Here is a 19,869-nt window from a genome sequence, read left to right as displayed (position 1 = left end):
TTAAGTTTGATTTGTTTGATTTTTTAAGGCTTAATTCTTTTGTTTTGTCTGTTTTGTATTGGTTTTTGTTTAAAAATTAATTGGTAATTATGGTTTTTGTGTTTGTTTTTGTGAAATTATGTAAAAAAAATCATAAAAAATAAAATAGCATAGTATTTTTTTAACAAAAAGACTTTATATTTGAAAAAATTATAAGGGAAAGTAGGTTTTTGTTTTGTTCTTGTATTTTTTTAACAATTTTATTAATATATTGAAAACACTAATCAGTTTAAACAAATGAAAAAAATTATTCCACTCATTGTTCTAGTTCTTTTGGGAGTATTGGGACTTGTATTTCCGTCCATCGACTTGTCTGATTTAAACAAGGCAGAATTTGATACGGGAGATACGGCCTGGTTGTTAACTTCTTCTGCATTGGTGTTGATTATGACACCTGGACTTGCCTTTTTTTATGGCGGTATGGTTAGCAAGAAGAATGTAATTTCAACGATGATGCAAAGCTTTATATGTATGTGTTTAATGACAATCCTCTGGGTCATTGTTGGCTTCAGTTTGGCTTTCGGCGATGATATCGGTGGTATTGTCGGTGATCCGCGTACATTTTTTATGATGAAAGGTACATTAGGGAATGTCGCTTGGGGAGCGCTTCCCACTATACCTTTGGTTTTGTTTGCGATGTTTCAATTGAAGTTTGCGATTATCACACCAGCATTGATTACGGGGGCTTTTGCGGAACGTATTCGTTTTAATTCATTTATGCTATTCATTATTCTGTTCAGTATTTTTATTTATATGCCGTTGGCACATGCTACTTGGCACCCTGAAGGTATATTGGCAAAATTTGGTGTTCTTGATTTTGCCGGGGGTACAGTTGTGCACATGTCGGCAGGTTGGGCAGCATTGGCAGCAGCGATTTATTTAAAAGGACGTAAAATGCAAATTCATAATCCGGCGCGCATAAGCTACGTGATATTAGGTACAGCACTCTTGTGGTTTGGCTGGTTTGGATTTAATGCAGGTTCAGCTGGTGGAGCAAATTCTTTGGCAGCTTACGCTTTTGCGACAACGACTACAGCATCAGCAATGGCCGCCATGGCATGGATATTTGTCGATATCATACGTGGAAAGAAACCTTCAGCAATGGGAGCATGTATCGGTGCCGTTGTTGGTTTGGTTGCGATTACACCAGCAGCTGGTTTTGTCAGTATTCCACATGCGATGATCATTGGCTTGGTTGGCGCGTTGGTTAGTAATCTGGTTGTATATCTGAGGAGTAAAACAAGTATCGACGATACCTTGGATGTATTCCCTTGTCATGGGGTAGGTGGCATGGTTGGTATGGTACTTACCGGTGTGTTTGCCCATCATAACATTAATCCTGTTGTTGTGGACAATGGTTTATTTTTTGGCGAAACGAAGTTGTTTTTTGTCCATATGGTCGCACTATTTGCCGTGTCATTTTTTGCCTTCGTTGGTTCACTTGTGCTATTGAAGATCACCGATCTTATTGCTCCATTACGCGTCGAAGAGACAGATGAAGAGCTTGGTTTGGATGTTTCTCAACATGCAGAAGCATTGTAACCTAGTCGCAGCATAACGCATAGTTTATCCCAAACAATCTACTGCTTAGCGGTATATTGTTTGGGATATTTTTTGCATTTTTGTCCTGCCAGGAGAGAAGTGTATGATGTTATGCGCTATTTCTAGTACCTGTGCCTCTAAAAAGATTTTCATGACTACTGAGATTAAAGATACTTTGCGTTCTGATTTTGAAAAAATGATGCGTTATTGCCTACAGAAAAATGGTGATTTCGGTTTTAACGTGTTTGGTGATTATGCAGTATCTGTATTAAATTTTTATGTCGGGAGTTCAATTTTGCCACTCAACGAAAAACGTGCGGGTGCCCTATTCCTTGTAAATCTCTACAATGCAGGTATCAGAAATGCAATCACGCCGGAAGATATTGAGGAAATAGCTGATGTACTCACACAGGACAAGACGCTAAACTACCCGCTATTAGCTCCGATCTTCGACTAATGCTTGGTCCATACAAGATCGCCGGTTTCATAGCCACATTGCAGGGCATAGGTTAAAAATTCATTTCTGATTTTATCTGGAATCTCCGTCTCGCGGCTCAAAATCCACATATAGTCTAGATTGTCACCAAAAACGAGTGCGTATTTATAATCCGGCGTTATTTTTACAATATTATATCCACTGTAGAAAGGACCAAAGAACGATACTTTAAGTGCGCCTTCATTGGGGCTGTTGACAAATTTGGCTTTTCCGATAGACTGTTTCCAGCGTTCTTTGTCTTCGGAGTACCCTTGGTTATTGACACGTATTGTGCCATTTTTATTTTTGCTATATTCTGCGGAAACTTGACTTAAGCCTTTTTCCCAATAGAAGTCGAGTCTGGCTATTTCAAACCATTTTCCAAGATATTTATCCAAATCAAATGGATCCACGACATCAGGTCGCGAGACGACAGGTTTAAAGGCGTTATAAGCCACAGCCCCAAGTGCTATGCCAGTTAATAGTAACAGTGATTTTTTCTTATCCATGTTCATCTTCGAATATGTTTATTGTTAAAACAACAATTTTGATACCAATAAGGTTTAGACATACCGAGCTATTTTACTAATTTTGTTGACTAAAAATTTGTATCGGTGTATTCAAGGGAAGAGATAAAACAATTGAAACAGTTATTCTGGACGAAGTTTGGCCAATTTATGGCTTTACATGCATCGGCAGATGGGGAGAAGGCAAATTGGATTAACTACAAGACAGGTATTAAGCATTTATACTTCAGAATGGATGCGGATAAGAAGCTGGCAACTATTGCGATACAGTGGTCCCAGCCTGATGCTGGGCTCAGGGCATTAATGGCAGAACAATTTCTTCAGTTTAAAGTATTGTTGCAGGATCTTCTTGAAGAAGAGTGGATTTGGGACATGGACGGAATGGACGAATATGGAAAGCCGATTTGTCGGATCTATACAAGCTTAACCGGTTACAGTGTTTTTAAAGAGGATGACTGGGCCGAGCTCATTTCTTTTTTTAAGCCTCGAATAATTGCTTTGGATGAGTTTTGGTCTTCGGCTAAGTATACGTTCGATATTTTCAAATAATTAACATTCAGTGTAGTAAGATGAGTTATTACAGGTCTGATTCCGCTTTTCAACTCCAGTTTGTGGGAGCGAACGGCGTTTTTCTAACAGGTAGGAGCTTCGTCATCATTTAAAACAACAATCTAATGAAAAAAATGATCAAGGGTTTGCTGGCAATGGCATTGTGTTTTCAGCTTTCTTCGGTATTTGCGTGGGGGACAACAGGGCATCGTGTCGTGGCTGAAATTGCGGAACGCCATTTGACTAAAAAAGCCAAAAAGAATATTGGAAAAATTATTGGACAGCAAAAGCTGGCCTATTGGGCCAACTGGGGGGATTTTATCAAATCAGATCCCAATCCGGAATTTAAAAAACTGGGGAATTCTCATTTTATAAATTTAAACTCAAATTTACCCTGGGCGGATTTTCAATTGGGTTTAGAAAATTCAGCTGATGAGAATCTGTATAAGACAGCGCTCCGTATTGAGAAATCCTTTGCAGATAAGACTATTCCAATGGATCAACAAAAGCAAAACCTGTATTTCTTGATCCATATTCTGGGCGATGCGCATCAACCCATGCATGTTAGCCGTGCCGAGGATCAAGGTGGTAATAAGATTGAAGTAAGCTGGTTTGGAAAAAAATCAAATATTCACCGTGTTTGGGATAGTGATTTGGTCGACAATGAGAAGTATAGTTATACCGAGTTTGCAACTGTTTTAGATGTGAATAACAAAAAAGAGAATGAACAGCTGGCGGCTGGAGAGCTCGCTAACTGGTTGTATGAATCAAATCAATTGGCTGAAAAGATTTACGCTGACGTAGCCAATAATGCCAATTTATCGTACTCCTATGTTTATCAAAACAAGGATATTATGGAGCAATGTATGCTAAAAGGAGGCTTAAGGCTAGCTAAAGTCTTAAATCGAATTTTTGGTTAATATTGCGACTACCGCAAATTGTTGGAAAGGCGTATCATGAAACGATACGCCTTTTTTGTCGTAGTACTTCATTGCGATCACATTGATTTTATGCTTTCATTTAAACAATGTCCCTAGATTAGTTGTTTCCTCTATATTAAAATCAATTTCAATGACTATCCCGCAATTATTTAAAAAAATTGTTCCCTTTGCCAAACCCTATCGTCAGCTGATTATTTATACCTTGTTATTAACGGTAGTGGGGTCTTTTGCTGCGCAAATAAATGCTTTTATTTTACGGTATACCGTCGATCGAATTAATGACCTGATGGTCGCCAAAGAACCCTTATCAAAAGGCATGTATCTAGTCGGCATGATCAGTATTATTTTGTTAATTAAAGAAATTGTCTACGCTTTTGTTCAGTTTGGTCAGAAATTTTATGGAGAGAAACTTCGAATTTATATCGCACGGGACTTCTCTCAATCCATTGTAAACCGCATTTTAACCTATAAGTTAGCCTTTTATACCTCAAGTGATAATGAAAGTGGCAAATTGGCTACCCGGATAGATGCCGGTATTAGTTCGTTGACACGTTTGGTCCAAAATTTCTTTATTGATATTCTGCCTTTGTTTGCAAATGCAATCATTGCATTAATCTGTATGTTCTACGCTAATGTATATGTAGGTCTGGTGGGAGTGGCTGTTATTCCTTTGTATCTTTATATTAGTCAGACTCAAGCCTCCAAGTTGACAGGCTTTAGGCGGCAGATGCGCAATTACAGGGAGTCGAAAAATAACCGGATCATTAGTTTGATCGATTCAATTTTAGTAATTAAATCATTCGTTCGGGAGCCAGAAGAAGCTAAACGTCATGAAAAGATCCAATTTGAAATGACGGAGAATCAAATGGAAACTCGAAAAACGAGTTTTCTTTATGATAGCATTAAAAATTTTGTCGAACAGATTGCTGTCGTCATTATCATCGTTTTAACAGCTTATCTTGTTCTCTCTGGCCAAATTACTATTGGTGCGATTATGTTTCATATCATGTTATTTAATAACGTTTCGGCGCCGATACGTCAGCTGCACCGTATTTATGATGAGGTAAACGATGCCCTGATCTATTCAGAATCTTTCTTCGAAATTTTGGAATCTGACGAGCATATTGAATCAAAGGGTGATTATAAGCCAGCACATATTCAAGGACATTTGGCGTTACGGAATGTATTTTTTGAATATCCAAATGGAACCGTTGCTTTAAAGGACGTGAATTTTGAGATCAAGCCGAATGAAATCACAGCTTTAGTGGGGCTGAGTGGGGCCGGGAAAAGCACGATTATCAACTTATTGGATAAATTTTATGAACCTAGCAGTGGCCAAATTTTTTTGGATGGGGTAGATCTGGCAAAGTATGATACAGCGTTTCTCCGTCGACATATCGGTATGGTATTGCAGCGTAATCATATTTTTAAAGGGACTATCTTTGAAAATATCGAGTATGGTAAGATGGGAAGTTCTAGGGAAGAAATTATTGAAGCAGCCAAGAAAGCCTATATTCATGAGCAGATTATGGATCTGCCCAAAGGTTATGATTCAGATGCGCAGTCACTATCAGGGGGCCAACAGCAGCGGATCGCCATAGCCCGTTTATTTTTAAAAAATCCACCGATTATTTTTCTCGACGAGCCTACGGCTAATTTGGACGCCATCGCGACCGAACAGATTAAAAATAGTTTGGATGCCATAAAGAAAGACCGTACAGTAATTATCGTTTCGCATAGTATCTCTCAGATCATCGATTCCAATGCCATTGTGGTTATGGAAAAGGGAATGGTGGTGGAGAAAGGGCAACATGAAGATCTATACGCACATAGAGGAACTTATTATGATATTTTCTCAGCAATGGCCAATAGTTTAAACCTGAGTAAAATAAGCCGAACATTACACGTAGATGAAAGGTGAGGGTATTATTAACTTGTGCGACTATGTAGAATCATGCCAATGACCACCATGACAATACCAATACAGGAATATACATTCGGAAGCGCCGCCTGCAGGATAAGAATTTCGCCAACCAACGTAAAAATGACTTCCATGGCCTGTGTTGCCTCTACAGCTGCCAATGCTTTATGGTCCTGATGAACGAAATCGGTAGCTGAGAAAAATAAAAGTGTGGCAATTACTCCCGAGCAGATGGCTACTAAAAAGGTTTGGAAAAGTTGACTATCAGTGGGTAGACCATTATCTAAATAGCCAAATAGGCTCAGGATAATCCAAAATGGCATACTACAGAGTGTCATACCGAGTGTACGTTGAAAAGCATCCAATCTATTGTTCGATATTTTCATCATTTTACGGTTACCTAAGGGATAGGCAATAGCGCCGATCAACACTGGGATGGTCCCCAATAGCATTGTATTTAAGGAAGTTGACTGAGCTTCTGAAATTTGCATCAAAAGAATACCTAAAAAAATAAGGATGGAGAAGAGGAGTGAAGCTTTTGAAATGCTTTTTCGTTGCCCTTTTTTATCAAGTAGCGGACCAATAAACATGCCGGCTATAATGGTGAATTCGAAGGTGCTAGCTACGAGCCAAGATGGGCCATAATTTGCGCCATAGGTAAGTGTTGCATAGAATAGCCCGAATCCGATCGTACTCCAAAGAAGCCATTGCAAAAGGTTGGATTTGATTTCTTTGAGTAAATCGATGAGGTTTCCTCTTATGGTAACAATGATAAGTAAGATTGGAAGCATCCAAATAAAACGTAAAGACGCTGTCCATTGCCAACTTCCTCCGGAGACTGCCATAATTCGGTTTAGAACAAAGGTGCTGGCAAAAAATAATGCAGCTAGCGTTCCTAAAAAAAGTGCATTTTTTTTATTTTTTTTTATTGTAAATTGGATTGGCATAAATAAAAGGAGTGCGATGTATACTTAACTTTGTGAAAGTAAGCAAATGTCCGTTCAAATGGAAATGAAACAAAAACTAATTGATTTTTATCGCGATTTTCTCATTTAAAATTCCTTATTTTGCCTAATCAATAAAACAAGTAGTAAGAAAATTAATCAAGATGATTATACAACCAAGAACTAGAGGTTTTATTTGTTTAACCTCGCATCCACAAGGGGCTGCGCAAAACATTAAAAATCAAATTGAATACGTGAAATCCAAAGGTGAGATCGCGAATGGTCCAAAGAAAGTATTGGTAATCGGTGCTTCTACTGGATTTGGTATTGCATCTCGGATTTCTGCAGCATTTGGTTCTGGAGCTGCTACAATCGGTGTATTTTTTGAAAAACCTGCGGCAGAAGGCAAGCCAGGAACTGCTGGATGGTACAATTCGGCAGCTTTTGAGAAAGAAGCCCATGAGGCGGGATTATATGCCAAAAGTATCAATGGCGATGCGTTTTCGGACGAAGTGAAAAAACAGACTATTGAACTTATTAAAAAGGATCTAGGACAGGTTGATTTAGTGGTATATAGTTTGGCATCACCACGTCGTACGCATCCAAAAACTGGCGTGGCACACGCTTCTGTTTTGAAACCGATACAAGAACCTTTTACCAACAAAACGGTAGATTTTCATACGGGTGTAATTTCAGACATTACCATTCAGCCAGTTGAAAATGAAGAAGATATTGCGAATACTGTAGCTGTTATGGGTGGAGAAGACTGGAAGTTTTGGATCGAAGATCTTAAAGCTGCTGGTGTGTTAGCTGAAGGAGCAAAAACAGTTGCCTATTCTTACATAGGTCCTGAACTTACTTATCCAATTTACCGTAATGGTACGATTGGTCGTGCAAAGGATGATTTAGAAGGAACAGTGCCTGCAATAAACGCGATTTTGAGCGATATTAATGGTGTATCTTATGTATCGGTGAATAAAGCCTTGGTTACGCAATCCAGTTCAGCTATTCCAGTTGTTCCTTTATACATTTCTTTATTGTATAAAGTCATGAAGGAAAAAGGTATTCACGAAGGTACAATTGAACAAATGCAACGTTTGTTTGCTGAGCGACTTTATACCGCTCACGGAAAGGTATTGCTTGATGACAAAGGTCGTATCCGTGTTGATGACTTAGAAATGCGTGAAGATGTTCAGGCTGAAGTTGCAGCATTATGGGAGAAAGCAACAACTGAAAATTTAGCCGAAATTTCAGACATTGAAGGTTACCGTAACGAGTTTTTCAATTTGTTCGGTTTCAATTTCGACGGTATCGATTACAACGCTGATACCAATGAAGTTGTTGGTGTACCTAGTATTGAAGGTTAATTTTAACGGATATACCTACAAAAAGAGCGGATAATGTTTAAACATTATCCGCTCTTTTTGTAGGTATATCTTTGATGCTATGTTTATATGTTTGGGAGACTATGGTGTCAGCTCCCGCCGTTTTTGATAGAGTAGGTTTCCAACAACGGCAAAACCAATAGAAACCATAATGGTACTAAATGGGTATATCGCTGTCATACCCATATTATTGGCCACAAAGCCAATTAAAGGGCCTGTGATACCTAGTGAAATGTCTATAAATAGTCCGTAAGCAGCCAGAGCAGAGCCTTGTTGACTTTGATCTACCCGCTTAATGGCTTCGACACCAAGCGCTGGAAATACCAGTGAGAAGCCAAAACCCGTTAATGCTGCGCCCAATAGGGTCCATAATGGATCAACAGCCACTGCGATAACCATGAGACCTAATGTTTCAACGAAAAGACTCACTAAAGCAACTTTAAGTCCGCCATATTGGTCAATAACCTTATTGAAAATAAGCCGTGTTAAAATGAAGAATACGCCAAATATAGTTAAGCAAGCTGCACCATTTTGCCAATTGAAATGTTCATAGTAAAGCGTCATAAAAGTGGATATACTACCGAAGCCTAGACCTCCTAAAGCAAGACAGATTCCAAAGGGTGCGACTAAAAGCAATACGCGCTTAAAACTCACTTTTTCAGCCTTTTTTCGTGCCACTTGGTAGGGTGTTTTAGCGCGACAATAAAAATAACCAAGGAGGCCAACCGCACTGGTAAGTAGAGCCAAAGCTTCGTAATTGATATGATCCACCATCAAAACACCTAAGGGTGCGCCAATAGCCAATGCACCATAGCTGGCTATTCCGTTGAAAGAAATTGCTTTTGCAGCATGTTCATCGCCGAGTTCCATTAATGCCCAATTTATAGGGCTCGCACCCACCAGACCCTCTCCAATTCCAGTAAACAAACGGGTAATGAGCAGAAGCCCTAAACTGATAAAAGGCTGTGATTTAAATAAGAAAACAAGGAGCAGAAGGAGTCCAGATAATGCAAAAAATAACATGCTGCGCAAAACTGAAATCTTGGGACCCTTGGTGTCCACAATTTTTCCTGCATAACCGCGGAGTAAGAATGTAGCAACATACTGAACACTAATGACCAATCCCGCAATAATTGTATTAAATCCTAAAGTTTGATGAATAAAGATGGGAAGGGTTGCAAGCGATAGGCCGATTGTGAAATAACCAAGGAAAGTTAAAGAGACATAGCCTAAAATCTTTTGATTGACCTCCCGAAGAGAAATTGTCATTATAAAAAATTTTAGGCGAAATTACGTCTTTATGCTTGTTTTTAGAAATAAAATCAATAAACAACTGTCTCTTTAATATCACAATTTTTCTCGAGCCATTCTTGATCAAATTGTTTTGGTGAAATTCTTTTGCCTTGATAGATATAGTAAACTTTTTCAGATTCACCCTTTACTGGAGGGCCGGGGATTTTATTAACAATCTTCTCTTCAGGACAGTCTTGTATTAAAGCCTGTTCTTTGACTTGACGAGTTTTACATGAAGCGAACGCAATTACAAAGATAAAAAGGTACAATAGTTTATTCATGAGTTTAGTTTTAATACAACTGTTAACGTAAGCACTGTCTAAAATGCGACATCAATTTATTCAATAGTGTACAACTTTTTGATCGACTCTTTGTTCTATAAAAGATACCTGAAAAGTTAGAAACGCGACAGGAGAAATTGACATAGGAAAAATTAAATAATTGATCGTAGAAAACATGAGAAGAAAAGCAACAGCCCAATGGAATGGCAATCTGAAAGAAGGAAAAGGTAGTCTGACTACAGACAGTACAGCGTTGGATCATACGCAATATTCATTTTCGACACGTTTTGAAAATGGTATTGGGACAAATCCCGAAGAATTATTGGCAGCAGCGCACGCTGGATGTTTCACCATGCAATTGAGCGCTTATCTTTCTGAGTCTGGTTTTGTTCCCGAGGAATTAACGACAGTGTCAACAATTGTATTCGAAAACGGTTCAATAGTGCGATCTGAACTGGAGCTGAAAGGAAAGGTTCCAACGATTACCGAAGCTGAGTTTCAAACAATAGCGCATAAAGCGAAGGAAAACTGTCCTGTGAGTAAGGCGTTCAGCTTCGAGAAAACCTTAGATGCAAAGCTACGCTGATAAAGGTACAGTATTGAACAAAAACTCGGTCTTTTTTCGTAAAAAGGAGAAAAAGCTGTTATTTTGAGGATATCATAAATAATTAGCAATATTGAATTTTAATCAATTGAGTTTTGGTTCAGAGAAAGAAAAATAAATTAAGTTCAGCAGCGCTTGCGGAAAAGAATCTGGAGGCTGGAAAGGTCTTTTTGGAAAAGTATGCACAGCAGGAAGGAGCTGTTGTATGTGCATCGGGTTTGCACTATAAGGTATTAACAACGGGGGCGGGGCAGATTCCCAAAAAGTCCGCGAAAGTTATCTGTCATTATAAAGGCGAGCTTTTGGACGGAACCGTATTCGACAGTTCGTACAAACGGAAGCGCCCCGAAACGTTCTATATCAATGAACTCATAGTCGGTTGGCAAGAAGCGATTTCAATGATGCCTGTTGGGTCAATCTGGGAAGTGTGTCTTCCACCAAAGCTGGCTTATGGAAAGGAAGAATTGTTACCTCGAAAAGGAGGGGAATGTACGTTGATATTTCAGATTGAGTTGATTGCCATTTTAGCTTAACACAAAAAAGACTTTCATAAAAAAGCCCGCATAATAAGATGCGGGCTTTTTTATGAAAGCTTATTTTTTTATTCTACTTCTTTGATCTTAGCATTGATTTCGGCAGTTTTAGCTTCGTCTTGCATAAAAATATAGTAGTTCTTTAAATTCGTTAAAGCATCTACATTTTTGGGCTGCAAAGAAACTGCTTTCTCCAAGTACGGAAGCACTGGCTTTAATTCTGCTTTAATCTTATTTAATTCTGCATCATATTGTGCCTGCGTCAATTTCCTGTTATTATTAACAACATTTAATTTTTCACGTGTTTTGTTCATCAACGTGATCGCCAAATTTGTATTTGCTTCAAAAAAGTTAGGGTCGATTTCCAAAGCCTTTTTGTATGCTGCAACTGCTGCATCCTCATTTTTTGCTGAAGATTGGGCAATACCTAAGTAATAATTTAAGCTTTTATTGTTTGGATCTTTTGCTAATTGTGCTGTAATGGCATCAATTGTTTCTTTTTCGTGACCTGTAATCAAATTCAATTCGATGTTTTGAGTCATTGCTGCATTGTCATCTGGATAAGCTTCAGCTGCTTTTTTTGCATATTCAAGTGCTGAAGTCGTATCTTGCATAGAGAGGTACAATTTAGGTAAATCGACCATAATCGTTTTATGCGAAGAGAAATCTTTTCTTGGAATTAGTTCTTTATAACGTTCCACAGCATTCTTATAATCTTTGTTTGATAGTGCTGCAACGCCACTGTAATAAGTAACTAATGTATCTCCAGGAAGATATGTCAATGCTTTTGTAAAGGAGCTGTAAGACTCAGCATATTTTTGTGCTTGATAGGCTTCTGCACCCAAATTGAAATTATATTGTCCCAGAATTTGTTCTGCAACAGTAATATTCGCTTTATTTGCACCGTCTGTATCGAGCTGTTTTGCTCTAGCAATTCCGTCCTCAGCCAATTTCGCTAATTCAGATGACTTATCTATTGTTGATAGGTTTGCATTTACCAATGCGTATACCGTCCATGCCTCAGCATTATCTTTTGTTTTGTCATTGACAACAGCTGCGTCAATAGCTTCTTTTGCCGATTTCAAATTGGAGATACCCAATTGAACTGTACCAGCGTCTTTCAATTCTTGGAATTTCGCTAGGGCTGACTTCGCCTTTTTAACATTACCCGTCTGCGCAAAAGAAACTGAGGTAGATACAGTACCTATTGCTGCTAATAATAATAGAGATTTTAAATTCATATCTATTTAACTGTTAATTGATTCAATAATAAATTCACTCTGTCTAATTGTGATGCGTCATCAATAAGCTTATAATATTTAGCCAAAGCTTTAAGCGCATTGACATCATAAGGCTTAATCTCATTTGCCTTCAACAGATACTCGATGGTCAACTCTTGTATATCTTGGTTGGAAGGTTCCTTCAATAAAGTCTCCAGATTAATTAGCCCTAATGCAAGATTAGATTCATAATTATTCGGATCCAACCGCAATACATTATTATAATACTCTTTCGCTCGTTTTATATCATTGGCGTTTTCATAAGAATAGCCCGCAATATAGTTCAGTTCGACATTTTCAGGTTCTAAACGAATGGCATCAGCAATGACATTTAAGATAGCGTCATAAGAATTATTGGCTGAATACACATCAATTAATCTAAAAAGTATCTGTTTATTTTCAGGAAATATAGCATGTCCTTTTTCAAGAACGTTCAAGACATCCTGTTTAGTACCTCCAAGCGAATAAATCTGTGCCAATTCAAGAAAGTAATTAGGTTTTGGATGTTCACTTTTAATCAGTTCGTCATAATATTTGATCGAATTCATATAATCTTTATTCTTGCCGGAGAGTACGGCCAGATTATATTTGAGATCATTATTTTTGAAGCCAAGTGAATCTATTCGAAGGTAAGCTTTATACGCTTTGTCAAACTTGCCATCTTTTAAAGCCAAAGCTCCCTGATAGGAGATGGCTCCAGCAAGATTTTGACGAATATAGTCCATCTCTGCAGGAAAGTTTCGACGTGCTTTTTTTTGATCCAGAAGCTTAAGTGATTTGATGGATACGTCGATAGGATCCATTTTATATGGCTGCTTCCTTGTTGAATCTGCAACTGCCAAGGAGCTATATACCAATGCTCTTAAAAGGTTATTGTTAACAGAGGCTGAATCTTTCTTCGATTGGAAGGCGGCGTCTGCAAACTTTCGCGCATTTTCAAGATTTTTAAATTCGCCAGTTTTGGTATATAAAGCAAAACTGTTGCTGCCCTCTTTCAGATTAGATTGGGCAACAACAGTTAAACTACTTGCAGATATTAACAATGATATCAGTAAGTTTTTCATTAGACTATTTATTCTTCGTTTGAGTCCGTGTTTTCTTCAGAAGTTGAATCGCCATTTTCCGTTGACTCTTCGGTCAGTTCAGACTCTTCTTCAGATTCTTCTTCACGATCGACTTTCGTAATAGAAGCGATCTCGTCGTTATCTTTTAAATTAATGAGTCTTACACCTTGTGTTGCACGTCCCATTACTCTTAATTCTTCCACAGCAATACGGATAACAATACCAGACTTGTTGATGATCATTAAATCTTCGTTGTCTGTAACGCCTTTTATCGCAACGAGTTCGCCTGTTTTATCTGTAACGTTGATTGTTTTCACACCTTTACCACCACGATTCGTTACGCGATAATCCTCGATATCTGTCCGTTTTCCGTATCCTTTTTCAGAAACGACCAGCACGGTAGTTTCCGAATCATTCACACTAATCATGCCAATCACTTCATCACTTTCAGCTCCCAAGGTGATACCACGTACACCTGTTGCCGTTCTGCCCATTGGACGAACTGTAGATTCATTGAAACGAATTGCTCGACCAGAACGGAGAGCCATGACAATTTCACTGCTTCCAGTAGTCAAACAAGCTTCAATTAATTGATCGCCTTCATTAATATTGATGGCATTGATACCGTTTGCTCTTGGACGAGAATAGGCTTCCAAAGACGTCTTCTTAATCGTACCTTTTTTGGTACACATAATAATGAAGTTGTTTTCCAAATATTCTTGGTCTTTCAAGTTCTTCACCAGGATGAAGGCCTTGATTTTTTCTTCTTTTGGAACATTGATGATATTTTGAAGGGCACGACCTCTAGAAGTACGGCTTCCTTCAGGAATCTCAAATGCACGCAACCAGAAACAGCGACCTGCCTCTGTAAATAGCAGCATATAATTATGTGCTGAGGCCGTGATGATATGCTCGGTAAAATCTTCTTCGCGTGTGTTTGTGCCAATTGATCCACGACCACCGCGGCCTTGGCGTTTGTATTCGGATAATGGTGTACGTTTTACGTAACTATTGTGGGAGATTGTGATAACGATTTCTTCATCATCAATAAAATCTTCCATACGCATATCTTCAGCAGAGTGTACAATCTGAGATCGACGTTCGTCACCGTATTTTTCCTTGATTTCAATTAACTCGTCTTTGATAATTTTCATACGAAGCTCTTCGTCTTCCAATATCGATTTCAAATAGTCAATTGTTTTCATCAATTCAGCATATTCCTCTTTGATTTTATCACGTTCCAGTCCTGTTAGACGACGTAATGTCATATCGAGGATCGCGCGAGCCTGAAGGTCGGACAGGCCAAATTTTTCCATTAAACCGACGCGTGCATCTTCTGGTGTATCCGAGTTACGGATCAATTTGATGACTTCATCCAAATGATCTAAGGCAATTAAATACCCTTCTAGAATATGAGCACGTTTTTCAGCTTCTGCCAGTTCATAGCGTGTACGTCTAACGATTACATCATGTCTATGCTCCACAAACTCATGAATCATATCTTTCAGATTCAACAGCATTGGTCTTCCTTTAACTAAAGCAATGTTGTTTACTGAAAATGAAGTTTGTAGCGCTGTGTATTTAAACAAATTGTTTAGAACAACATTTGCATTTGCATCACGTTTGATGTCGTACACAATACGCATACCCGTACGGTCCGATTCATCACGGATGGCAGATATACCTTCTAGTTTCTTCTCATTAACCAGTTCGGCTGTACGCTCGATCATATTCGCCTTGTTCACCTGATAGGGAATTTCGGTAACAATAATCTGCTCTCTTCCAGACTTGGTTGCTTCTATTTCAGCTTTTGCACGCATGACAATACGACCGCGTCCTGTATTACAGGCATCTTGAACCCCGGCATAGCCGTAGATCAATGCACCTGTAGGGAAGTCTGGGCCTTTGATGTGCTGCATCAATTCTGGAACCTCAATATCACGATTATCAATAAAAGCAATTGTACCATCGATAACCTCAGATAGGTTATGCGGAGCCATATTTGTAGCCATACCTACAGCAATACCCGAAGCTCCATTTACCAGGAGGTTTGGAATACGCGTAGGAAGGACTGTTGGTTCTTGTAAGGAATCGTCAAAGTTATTTTGGAAATCAACAGTATCTTTGTTGATATCGGATAGCATTTCCTCGGCAATTTTCTTTAATCTTGCCTCAGTGTAACGCATCGCCGCAGGTGGATCGCCATCAATGGAACCGTAGTTACCTTGACCATCTACCAAAGGGTAGCGTAAACTCCAATCTTGAGCCATACGAACCATGGTGTCATAAACGGACGAATCACCATGTGGGTGATACTTACCTAATACGTCACCGACGATACGGGCAGACTTTTTGTAAGGCTTGCCACTGGTAACCCCTAAGTCCAGCATGCCATAAAGAACACGTCTGTGTACTGGTTTCATGCCATCACGGGCATCAGGAAGTGCTCTTGATACAATGACAGACATGGAATAGTCAATGTAGGCAGACTTCATCTGATCCTCGATGTTGATTGGGATAATCCGGTCGTTTGCCGGAACAAGATTGTTGTCGTTTTCTGTTTCTTCAGCCATATGAATTTGGTTTCAATAAAACTAGTAAGCAAGCCCTGTAAACTGGCTTGCTACGCATGCGAAGTTACAAAAATTTAACCTCAAAAGCGAATGATTTAAGCCCTAATATACACAAAAAAGACAATCTTTTATGGATTGTCTTGGTACTTATGGGGTATCGTTTTTATTTGATTTTTTTAAAGCGGAGCCGAATCGAATTGCCTATGACAATTAAGTCTGAAAAGGCCATGCTTAAGGCTGCAAGCATAGGTCCGAGAAAGCCCACAGCGGCAAGCGGTATGGCCACAATATTGTACGCGAAGGCCCAAAATAGATTCTGTTTTATTGTCAATAGGGTATGGTGACCAATCTTTAGCAGCTTTTCAATGGATTTGAGATCATTGTTTAATAAAACCACCTTTGCCGATTGAATAGCAATATGTGTCGAATCACCGAGCGAGATGCCAACATCGGCAGCAGCTAATGCCGGAGCGTCATTGATACCGTCACCAACCATTGCAGTAGGGCCATTCTTTTTGAGCTTGAACAATATTTCTAGTTTTTCTTCTGGCGACTTATCCCAGTATACATCAGCAATACCAAGCTTTTGCGCTGTGCGTTCACATTTACTTTGTCGATCCCCACTCAAAAGAATAGGGCGTATCCCTTTATCTTTGAGGTATTGGATGAGTTCCTTTGCGTAGGGCTTAATCTGATCTTCCAATACAATGCCAGCAATTACAACGCCATTGATTGTTAAGGCAAGATCATAGCGATTGGAGTAATCCTTTTCACCAAGTTTTGCATTGCAAATGGAATAGTTATTACCATTTGTGTCTTTAGCAAATATCCCTTTCCCTTTTATTTCATTGACTTCCTTAAAGATAATGCGGTAAGATTTTATCTCCTTGAGTTGTTTTCGGATCGACTTGGCAATCGGATGACTCGAATAACTCTCCAATTGTGCTATGATCGATTCGACTTGCGATTGTTCAATACCAAAGGTCTGAATCGCTTTGATATTAAAATCGCCAGTTGTTAAGGTGCCCGTTTTGTCAAATACCATCTGTTTGAGATCGGACATCTCCTCAATGGTGCTTCCGCCTTTGATCAGTATTCCTTTTTTTGCAGCTCTTCCCAGACCAACCATGACGGCTGTAGGTGTTGCTAACCCCATGGCGCATGGGCAAGATACAACAAGTGTAGCTATCGCATTCATGAGGGATTGTTGGAGCGGTAATTGTGCAATAAAGTAAGTAATAAAAAAAGTGAAGAATGATATCGTAACGACGATTGGGACGAAATAAGCGGCTACTTTATCACCGAATTTTTGAATAGGTGGCTTTTTACTTTGCGCATCTTTAATTAATTGAATAATTTGATACAGTACACTTTTAGACCCAACTTTGGTCGCCACGATTCTGATATTTCCTTCAGTTAGTAAGGTACCACCAATGACAGCATCATATTTGAGTTTTTCAATAGGTAGACTTTCTCCGGTTAGCATAGATTCGTCCACCCAAGCCTGTCCTTCCAAAATATCGCCATCAGCAGGTATCTGATTTCCGGAATTTACCTTTAAAATATCACCTGATTTAATGTCTCGGGCTAATATCTCTACTTCTTGGTCGTCTTCAATTTTAATAGCAGGTATATCCTGATATTTAACCAACTCTTTGATTGCTGATGTGGTTTTTGTAACGGCTCTTTTTTCGAGGACATTCCCCAAAAATACCAATGTTATAATTGTTGCGCATGTTTCGTAGAACTGGTAATCATGCCCTAAATTATAATATGTTCCAATGAGGCTATAGCTAAACGCAGCTGTAGATCCAACAAAGATGAGTACATCCATATTGGGCATTTTGTTCCAAATGGAACGGAATGCGCTGATTCCAAAATAGGAAAAACCAATGATATAAACTGGGACACATAGCGCAAGTTGGATATAAGGATCATGCAGAATGGGTAAGTCTGTAAACATGTGGCTCCATAGGGGTATGGTGAAGATGAGGCAGCAAAGGAACTTAAAATCAATAGATTTCCAAAAGCTAGGCTTCTTATCCTTATCCGAAATAACTTTGTAACCCAAAGACTCGATACCTTTGACTAGCACAGGTATTTGTTCCAGGGGGATCTCCGAAAATTTCACTTCATCTGAGACGAAATCGACGTAGATATCCTTAGCGCCGTTGTTTTCTAGGTATTTGTGGATTGAAATAGCACAATTTGCACAATGCATTCCGCTTACGTTAAGTTCAGTTTGCACGTTCGATTCCTTCATTTAATAGCATGTAATGTCTTTAGGCAAAGATAGCTATTTCCTGATAATGCTTTTTACGTAAAGTAAAATTGTTTAGTTTAGCAAGCCTGTTTGTGGCCGTTTTACATGAACTATCGTGCATAGCGAATGGGAGAACATTAAAATTTGACTAGACAGACAACTTAAGCTTGTGTAAAAAATGACAAAACCAATTTCAATTTCTTTTATTGTACGAATTATACTGCTGATTGCGTTAACGGCATCATTTGTTCAATTTGAAACCTTTTATATGCAGCGGGAGGTCATCCGGAATATGGCTTACGGCTTAAATACTTTTCTAACAGCTAGTGTCCTGATCTCAATCGGTCATTTTATCCTTGTAAAACTATACAACAGTCGAAATGAACAGCAGGTTGTCCGGGGTAATTTTGTGCTCGGAATTACACGTGTAGCTACAGTAGGCAATGTTTTTTTTATTATAGTCAGCCTAATGATAGCGGTTGGTATTAATCCAAAAGATTTTATCACCAGCATGACAATTGTCGCAATGGCGATTGCGGTAATTTTTAGAGAATATATCACGAATATGATATCCGGTTTGATTATTATGTTTTCGGATCAATTTTCCGTTGGAGATCGCATAAAAATAGGTGAATATCAGGGGAAAATTGTTGATATCACATTGGCCAATCTGGTTGTGCGCGATGAAGATGATGATGCTGTGATGATTCCCAATAATTTGGTGTTTACCGCGACTTTGGTCAATAAGACTTCTCAAAAGTCAAATAAAATTGTTGTAAAGTTTGAACTACCGATTGATCGCTCATTTGCAGTGGCGGAATTGGAACAGTATTTAAGTCCATTATTTCAGAAAAACCCAAATTTAGATCATTCCCAGGGCTTTACAATCAAGGTCGCCGATATGACTAAAGACTATATCAAGTATAAAGTTGAGGTAAGTACAATCTCGTCCAGCAACAAAATACATCAGCAGGTCCAGAGCAACATATTAAATGAAATCCTCCAGTTTACAAGAATGCAGGGTTAAATCTTTCTTACTTTGACATTTTTAACAAAGTGGTGGCTTCCTTTTTCTAAAATGAGATCCGCGCGATATCTAGTCGGCAAAATGTTTTTAAGTAGATTGGGTTTATTAATTTCGTTCCAGATATTCACAGCCATGGCATGGCTTTCATCAGCTGTCATATTTGCATATTTATGGAAAAATGAAGCCGGATTTTGAAATGCCGTAGCACGCAGTGATTCAAATCGATTGGTATACCATTCAATAAGATTTTTCTCGCTGGCATGTACATAGATTGAATAATCAAAAAAGTCGGAAACGAATACGCTATGTCCCTTTCGTGGTCGTTGGGAATTGACTTGTAATACATTTATCCCTTCTACAATGAGGATGTCGGGTTGTTCAATCACTTGTTGTTGTTCGTCTGGTAAGACGTCATAGACCAAGTGGCTGTATACTGGTACCGCAATTTTTGGAGCCCCTGATTTCACTGCTGAAAGGAAATGAATCAATCTTTTGGCATCATAGCTTTCAGGAAAGCCTTTTCGGTTTAGAATACCACGTTCGATAAGCTGTTGGTTGGGGTATAGAAAACCGTCTGTGGTCACCAAATCAACCTTCGGTTTGGATGGGAGTAAACTTAGGACACGCT

General features: G+C 38.8%; 18 protein-coding genes. 9 read left to right on the top strand and 9 right to left on the bottom strand.

Features of this window, described 5'->3' with window-relative positions; all coding sequences use genetic code 11:
- Nucleotides 1-276: 276 nt before the first annotated feature.
- Together B2X72_RS07940 and B2X72_RS07935 are read left to right on the top strand one after the other, a co-directional pair.
- A complete protein-coding gene (locus tag B2X72_RS07940) occupies nt 277-1,581 on the top strand; it encodes an ammonium transporter (RefSeq protein WP_075992776.1) in 1,305 nt (434 codons plus the stop codon).
- A gap of 151 nt (nt 1,582-1,732) precedes the next feature.
- Nucleotides 1,733-2,038 (top strand): hypothetical protein, encoded by a 306-nt coding sequence (locus B2X72_RS07935; RefSeq protein ID WP_075994821.1) that lies wholly within the window; start codon nt 1,733-1,735, stop codon nt 2,036-2,038.
- Here B2X72_RS07935 and B2X72_RS07930 read toward each other — a convergent pair.
- On the bottom strand, nt 2,035-2,571 hold the full coding sequence (locus B2X72_RS07930) for a lipocalin family protein (RefSeq protein ID WP_286848972.1): 537 nt from the start codon (nt 2,569-2,571) through the stop codon (nt 2,035-2,037). The two genes, B2X72_RS07935 and B2X72_RS07930, sit on opposite strands and share 4 nt — an antisense overlap.
- Before the next feature lie 99 nt (nt 2,572-2,670).
- Between B2X72_RS07930 and B2X72_RS07925 the strand changes: the two genes are divergently transcribed.
- The 3 genes from B2X72_RS07925 (at nt 2,671) to B2X72_RS07915 (ending at nt 5,994) form a co-directional block, all read left to right on the top strand.
- On the top strand, nt 2,671-3,132 hold the full coding sequence (locus B2X72_RS07925; protein WP_286848970.1) for a DUF4268 domain-containing protein: 462 nt from the start codon (nt 2,671-2,673) through the stop codon (nt 3,130-3,132).
- Between the two features lie 125 nt (nt 3,133-3,257).
- Nucleotides 3,258-4,052 carry a S1/P1 nuclease gene (locus tag B2X72_RS07920; protein WP_075992774.1) on the top strand — a complete coding sequence of 265 codons (795 nt, stop codon included), beginning with the start codon at nt 3,258-3,260 and terminating at the stop codon, nt 4,050-4,052.
- A 151-nt stretch (nt 4,053-4,203) separates the two neighbouring features.
- Nucleotides 4,204-5,994 carry an ABC transporter ATP-binding protein gene (locus B2X72_RS07915; RefSeq protein ID WP_286848968.1) on the top strand — a complete coding sequence of 597 codons (1,791 nt, stop codon included), beginning with the start codon at nt 4,204-4,206 and terminating at the stop codon, nt 5,992-5,994.
- Between the two features lie 8 nt (nt 5,995-6,002).
- Here B2X72_RS07915 and B2X72_RS07910 read toward each other — a convergent pair whose 3' ends face one another.
- The gene (locus B2X72_RS07910) at nt 6,003-6,941 is read right to left on the bottom strand and encodes a multidrug resistance efflux transporter family protein (RefSeq protein ID WP_349681393.1); all 939 of its coding nucleotides are present in this window, start codon (nt 6,939-6,941) and stop codon (nt 6,003-6,005) included.
- 161 nt (nt 6,942-7,102) lie between these two features.
- On the opposite strand from B2X72_RS07910, the gene fabV reads away from it, so the two are divergent.
- Complete coding sequence (gene fabV / locus B2X72_RS07905; protein WP_286848963.1) at nt 7,103-8,305, top strand: enoyl-ACP reductase FabV; 1,203 nt, start codon at nt 7,103-7,105, stop codon at nt 8,303-8,305.
- Nucleotides 8,306-8,404: 99 nt separating this feature from the next.
- Here the strand turns inward: fabV and B2X72_RS07900 are convergent, their stop codons facing one another.
- Both B2X72_RS07900 and B2X72_RS07895 read right to left on the bottom strand, forming a co-directional pair.
- The gene (locus tag B2X72_RS07900) at nt 8,405-9,592 is read right to left on the bottom strand and encodes an MFS transporter (protein ID WP_286848961.1); all 1,188 of its coding nucleotides are present in this window, start codon (nt 9,590-9,592) and stop codon (nt 8,405-8,407) included.
- Between the two features lie 53 nt (nt 9,593-9,645).
- Nucleotides 9,646-9,897 carry a hypothetical protein gene (locus B2X72_RS07895; protein ID WP_286848958.1) on the bottom strand — a complete coding sequence of 84 codons (252 nt, stop codon included), beginning with the start codon at nt 9,895-9,897 and terminating at the stop codon, nt 9,646-9,648.
- Nucleotides 9,898-10,072: 175 nt separating this feature from the next.
- Between B2X72_RS07895 and B2X72_RS07890 the strand changes: the two genes are divergently transcribed.
- Together B2X72_RS07890 and B2X72_RS07885 are read left to right on the top strand one after the other, a co-directional pair.
- Nucleotides 10,073-10,483 carry an OsmC family protein gene (locus tag B2X72_RS07890; RefSeq protein ID WP_145326812.1) on the top strand — a complete coding sequence of 137 codons (411 nt, stop codon included), beginning with the start codon at nt 10,073-10,075 and terminating at the stop codon, nt 10,481-10,483.
- Nucleotides 10,484-10,596: 113 nt separating this feature from the next.
- Nucleotides 10,597-11,034, top strand: coding sequence for an FKBP-type peptidyl-prolyl cis-trans isomerase (locus B2X72_RS07885; RefSeq protein ID WP_201668254.1), 438 nt, complete (start codon nt 10,597-10,599; stop codon nt 11,032-11,034).
- Between the two features lie 68 nt (nt 11,035-11,102).
- On the opposite strand, the gene B2X72_RS07880 is transcribed toward B2X72_RS07885, so the two are convergent.
- The 4 genes from B2X72_RS07880 to B2X72_RS07865 form a co-directional block, all read right to left on the bottom strand.
- Nucleotides 11,103-12,275 carry a tetratricopeptide repeat protein gene (locus B2X72_RS07880; protein WP_075992766.1) on the bottom strand — a complete coding sequence of 391 codons (1,173 nt, stop codon included), beginning with the start codon at nt 12,273-12,275 and terminating at the stop codon, nt 11,103-11,105.
- A 2-nt stretch (nt 12,276-12,277) separates the two neighbouring features.
- Nucleotides 12,278-13,378, bottom strand: a complete 1,101-nt coding sequence (locus B2X72_RS07875) for a tetratricopeptide repeat protein (protein ID WP_070568880.1) — start codon at nt 13,376-13,378, stop codon at nt 12,278-12,280.
- Between the two features lie 8 nt (nt 13,379-13,386).
- A complete protein-coding gene (gyrA, locus tag B2X72_RS07870; RefSeq protein ID WP_120334294.1) occupies nt 13,387-15,951 on the bottom strand; it encodes a DNA gyrase subunit A in 2,565 nt (854 codons plus the stop codon).
- 163 nt (nt 15,952-16,114) lie between these two features.
- Nucleotides 16,115-18,214 (bottom strand): heavy metal translocating P-type ATPase, encoded by a 2,100-nt coding sequence (locus B2X72_RS07865; protein WP_286848953.1) that lies wholly within the window; start codon nt 18,212-18,214, stop codon nt 16,115-16,117.
- 178 nt (nt 18,215-18,392) lie between these two features.
- Here B2X72_RS07865 and B2X72_RS07860 point away from each other — a divergent pair, with 178 nt between their 5' ends.
- Nucleotides 18,393-19,241, top strand: coding sequence for a mechanosensitive ion channel family protein (locus B2X72_RS07860; protein ID WP_145326810.1), 849 nt, complete (start codon nt 18,393-18,395; stop codon nt 19,239-19,241).
- Here B2X72_RS07860 and coaA read toward each other — a convergent pair.
- Nucleotides 19,238-19,869 (bottom strand): type I pantothenate kinase (coaA, locus tag B2X72_RS07855; protein WP_286848951.1); only part of this gene is annotated, 632 nt, incomplete at its 5' end. The genes B2X72_RS07860 and coaA overlap by 4 nt on opposite strands.

Source organism: Sphingobacterium sp. UBA7253 (genome assembly GCF_002472745.1).
GTDB lineage: Bacteria > Bacteroidota > Bacteroidia > Sphingobacteriales > Sphingobacteriaceae > Sphingobacterium > Sphingobacterium siyangense.
Note: the sequence above shows the minus strand (reverse complement) of the source record. Positions and strands in the feature narration are given on the sequence as shown.

Bases quoted from the DNA above. Each gene is read 5' to 3' on its own strand.
- B2X72_RS07940 (WP_075992776.1), top strand. From the start codon at position 277: ATGAAAAAAATTATTCCACTCATTGTTCTAGTTCTTTTGGGAGTATTG.
- B2X72_RS07935 (WP_075994821.1), top strand. From the start codon at position 1,733: ATGACTACTGAGATTAAAGATACTTTGCGTTCTGATTTTGAAAAAATG.
- B2X72_RS07930 (WP_286848972.1), bottom strand. From the start codon at position 2,571: ATGAACATGGATAAGAAAAAATCACTGTTACTATTAACTGGCATAGCA.
- B2X72_RS07920 (WP_075992774.1), top strand. From the start codon at position 3,258: ATGAAAAAAATGATCAAGGGTTTGCTGGCAATGGCATTGTGTTTTCAG.
- B2X72_RS07915 (WP_286848968.1), top strand. From the start codon at position 4,204: ATGACTATCCCGCAATTATTTAAAAAAATTGTTCCCTTTGCCAAACCC.
- B2X72_RS07910 (WP_349681393.1), bottom strand. From the start codon at position 6,941: ATGCCAATCCAATTTACAATAAAAAAAAATAAAAAAAATGCACTTTTT.
- fabV (WP_286848963.1), top strand. From the start codon at position 7,103: ATGATTATACAACCAAGAACTAGAGGTTTTATTTGTTTAACCTCGCAT.
- B2X72_RS07900 (WP_286848961.1), bottom strand. From the start codon at position 9,592: ATGACAATTTCTCTTCGGGAGGTCAATCAAAAGATTTTAGGCTATGTC.
- B2X72_RS07895 (WP_286848958.1), bottom strand. From the start codon at position 9,897: ATGAATAAACTATTGTACCTTTTTATCTTTGTAATTGCGTTCGCTTCA.
- B2X72_RS07890 (WP_145326812.1), top strand. From the start codon at position 10,073: ATGAGAAGAAAAGCAACAGCCCAATGGAATGGCAATCTGAAAGAAGGA.
- B2X72_RS07880 (WP_075992766.1), bottom strand. From the start codon at position 12,275: ATGAATTTAAAATCTCTATTATTATTAGCAGCAATAGGTACTGTATCT.
- B2X72_RS07875 (WP_070568880.1), bottom strand. From the start codon at position 13,378: ATGAAAAACTTACTGATATCATTGTTAATATCTGCAAGTAGTTTAACT.
- gyrA (WP_120334294.1), bottom strand. From the start codon at position 15,951: ATGGCTGAAGAAACAGAAAACGACAACAATCTTGTTCCGGCAAACGAC.
- B2X72_RS07865 (WP_286848953.1), bottom strand. From the start codon at position 18,214: ATGAAGGAATCGAACGTGCAAACTGAACTTAACGTAAGCGGAATGCAT.
- B2X72_RS07860 (WP_145326810.1), top strand. From the start codon at position 18,393: ATGACAAAACCAATTTCAATTTCTTTTATTGTACGAATTATACTGCTG.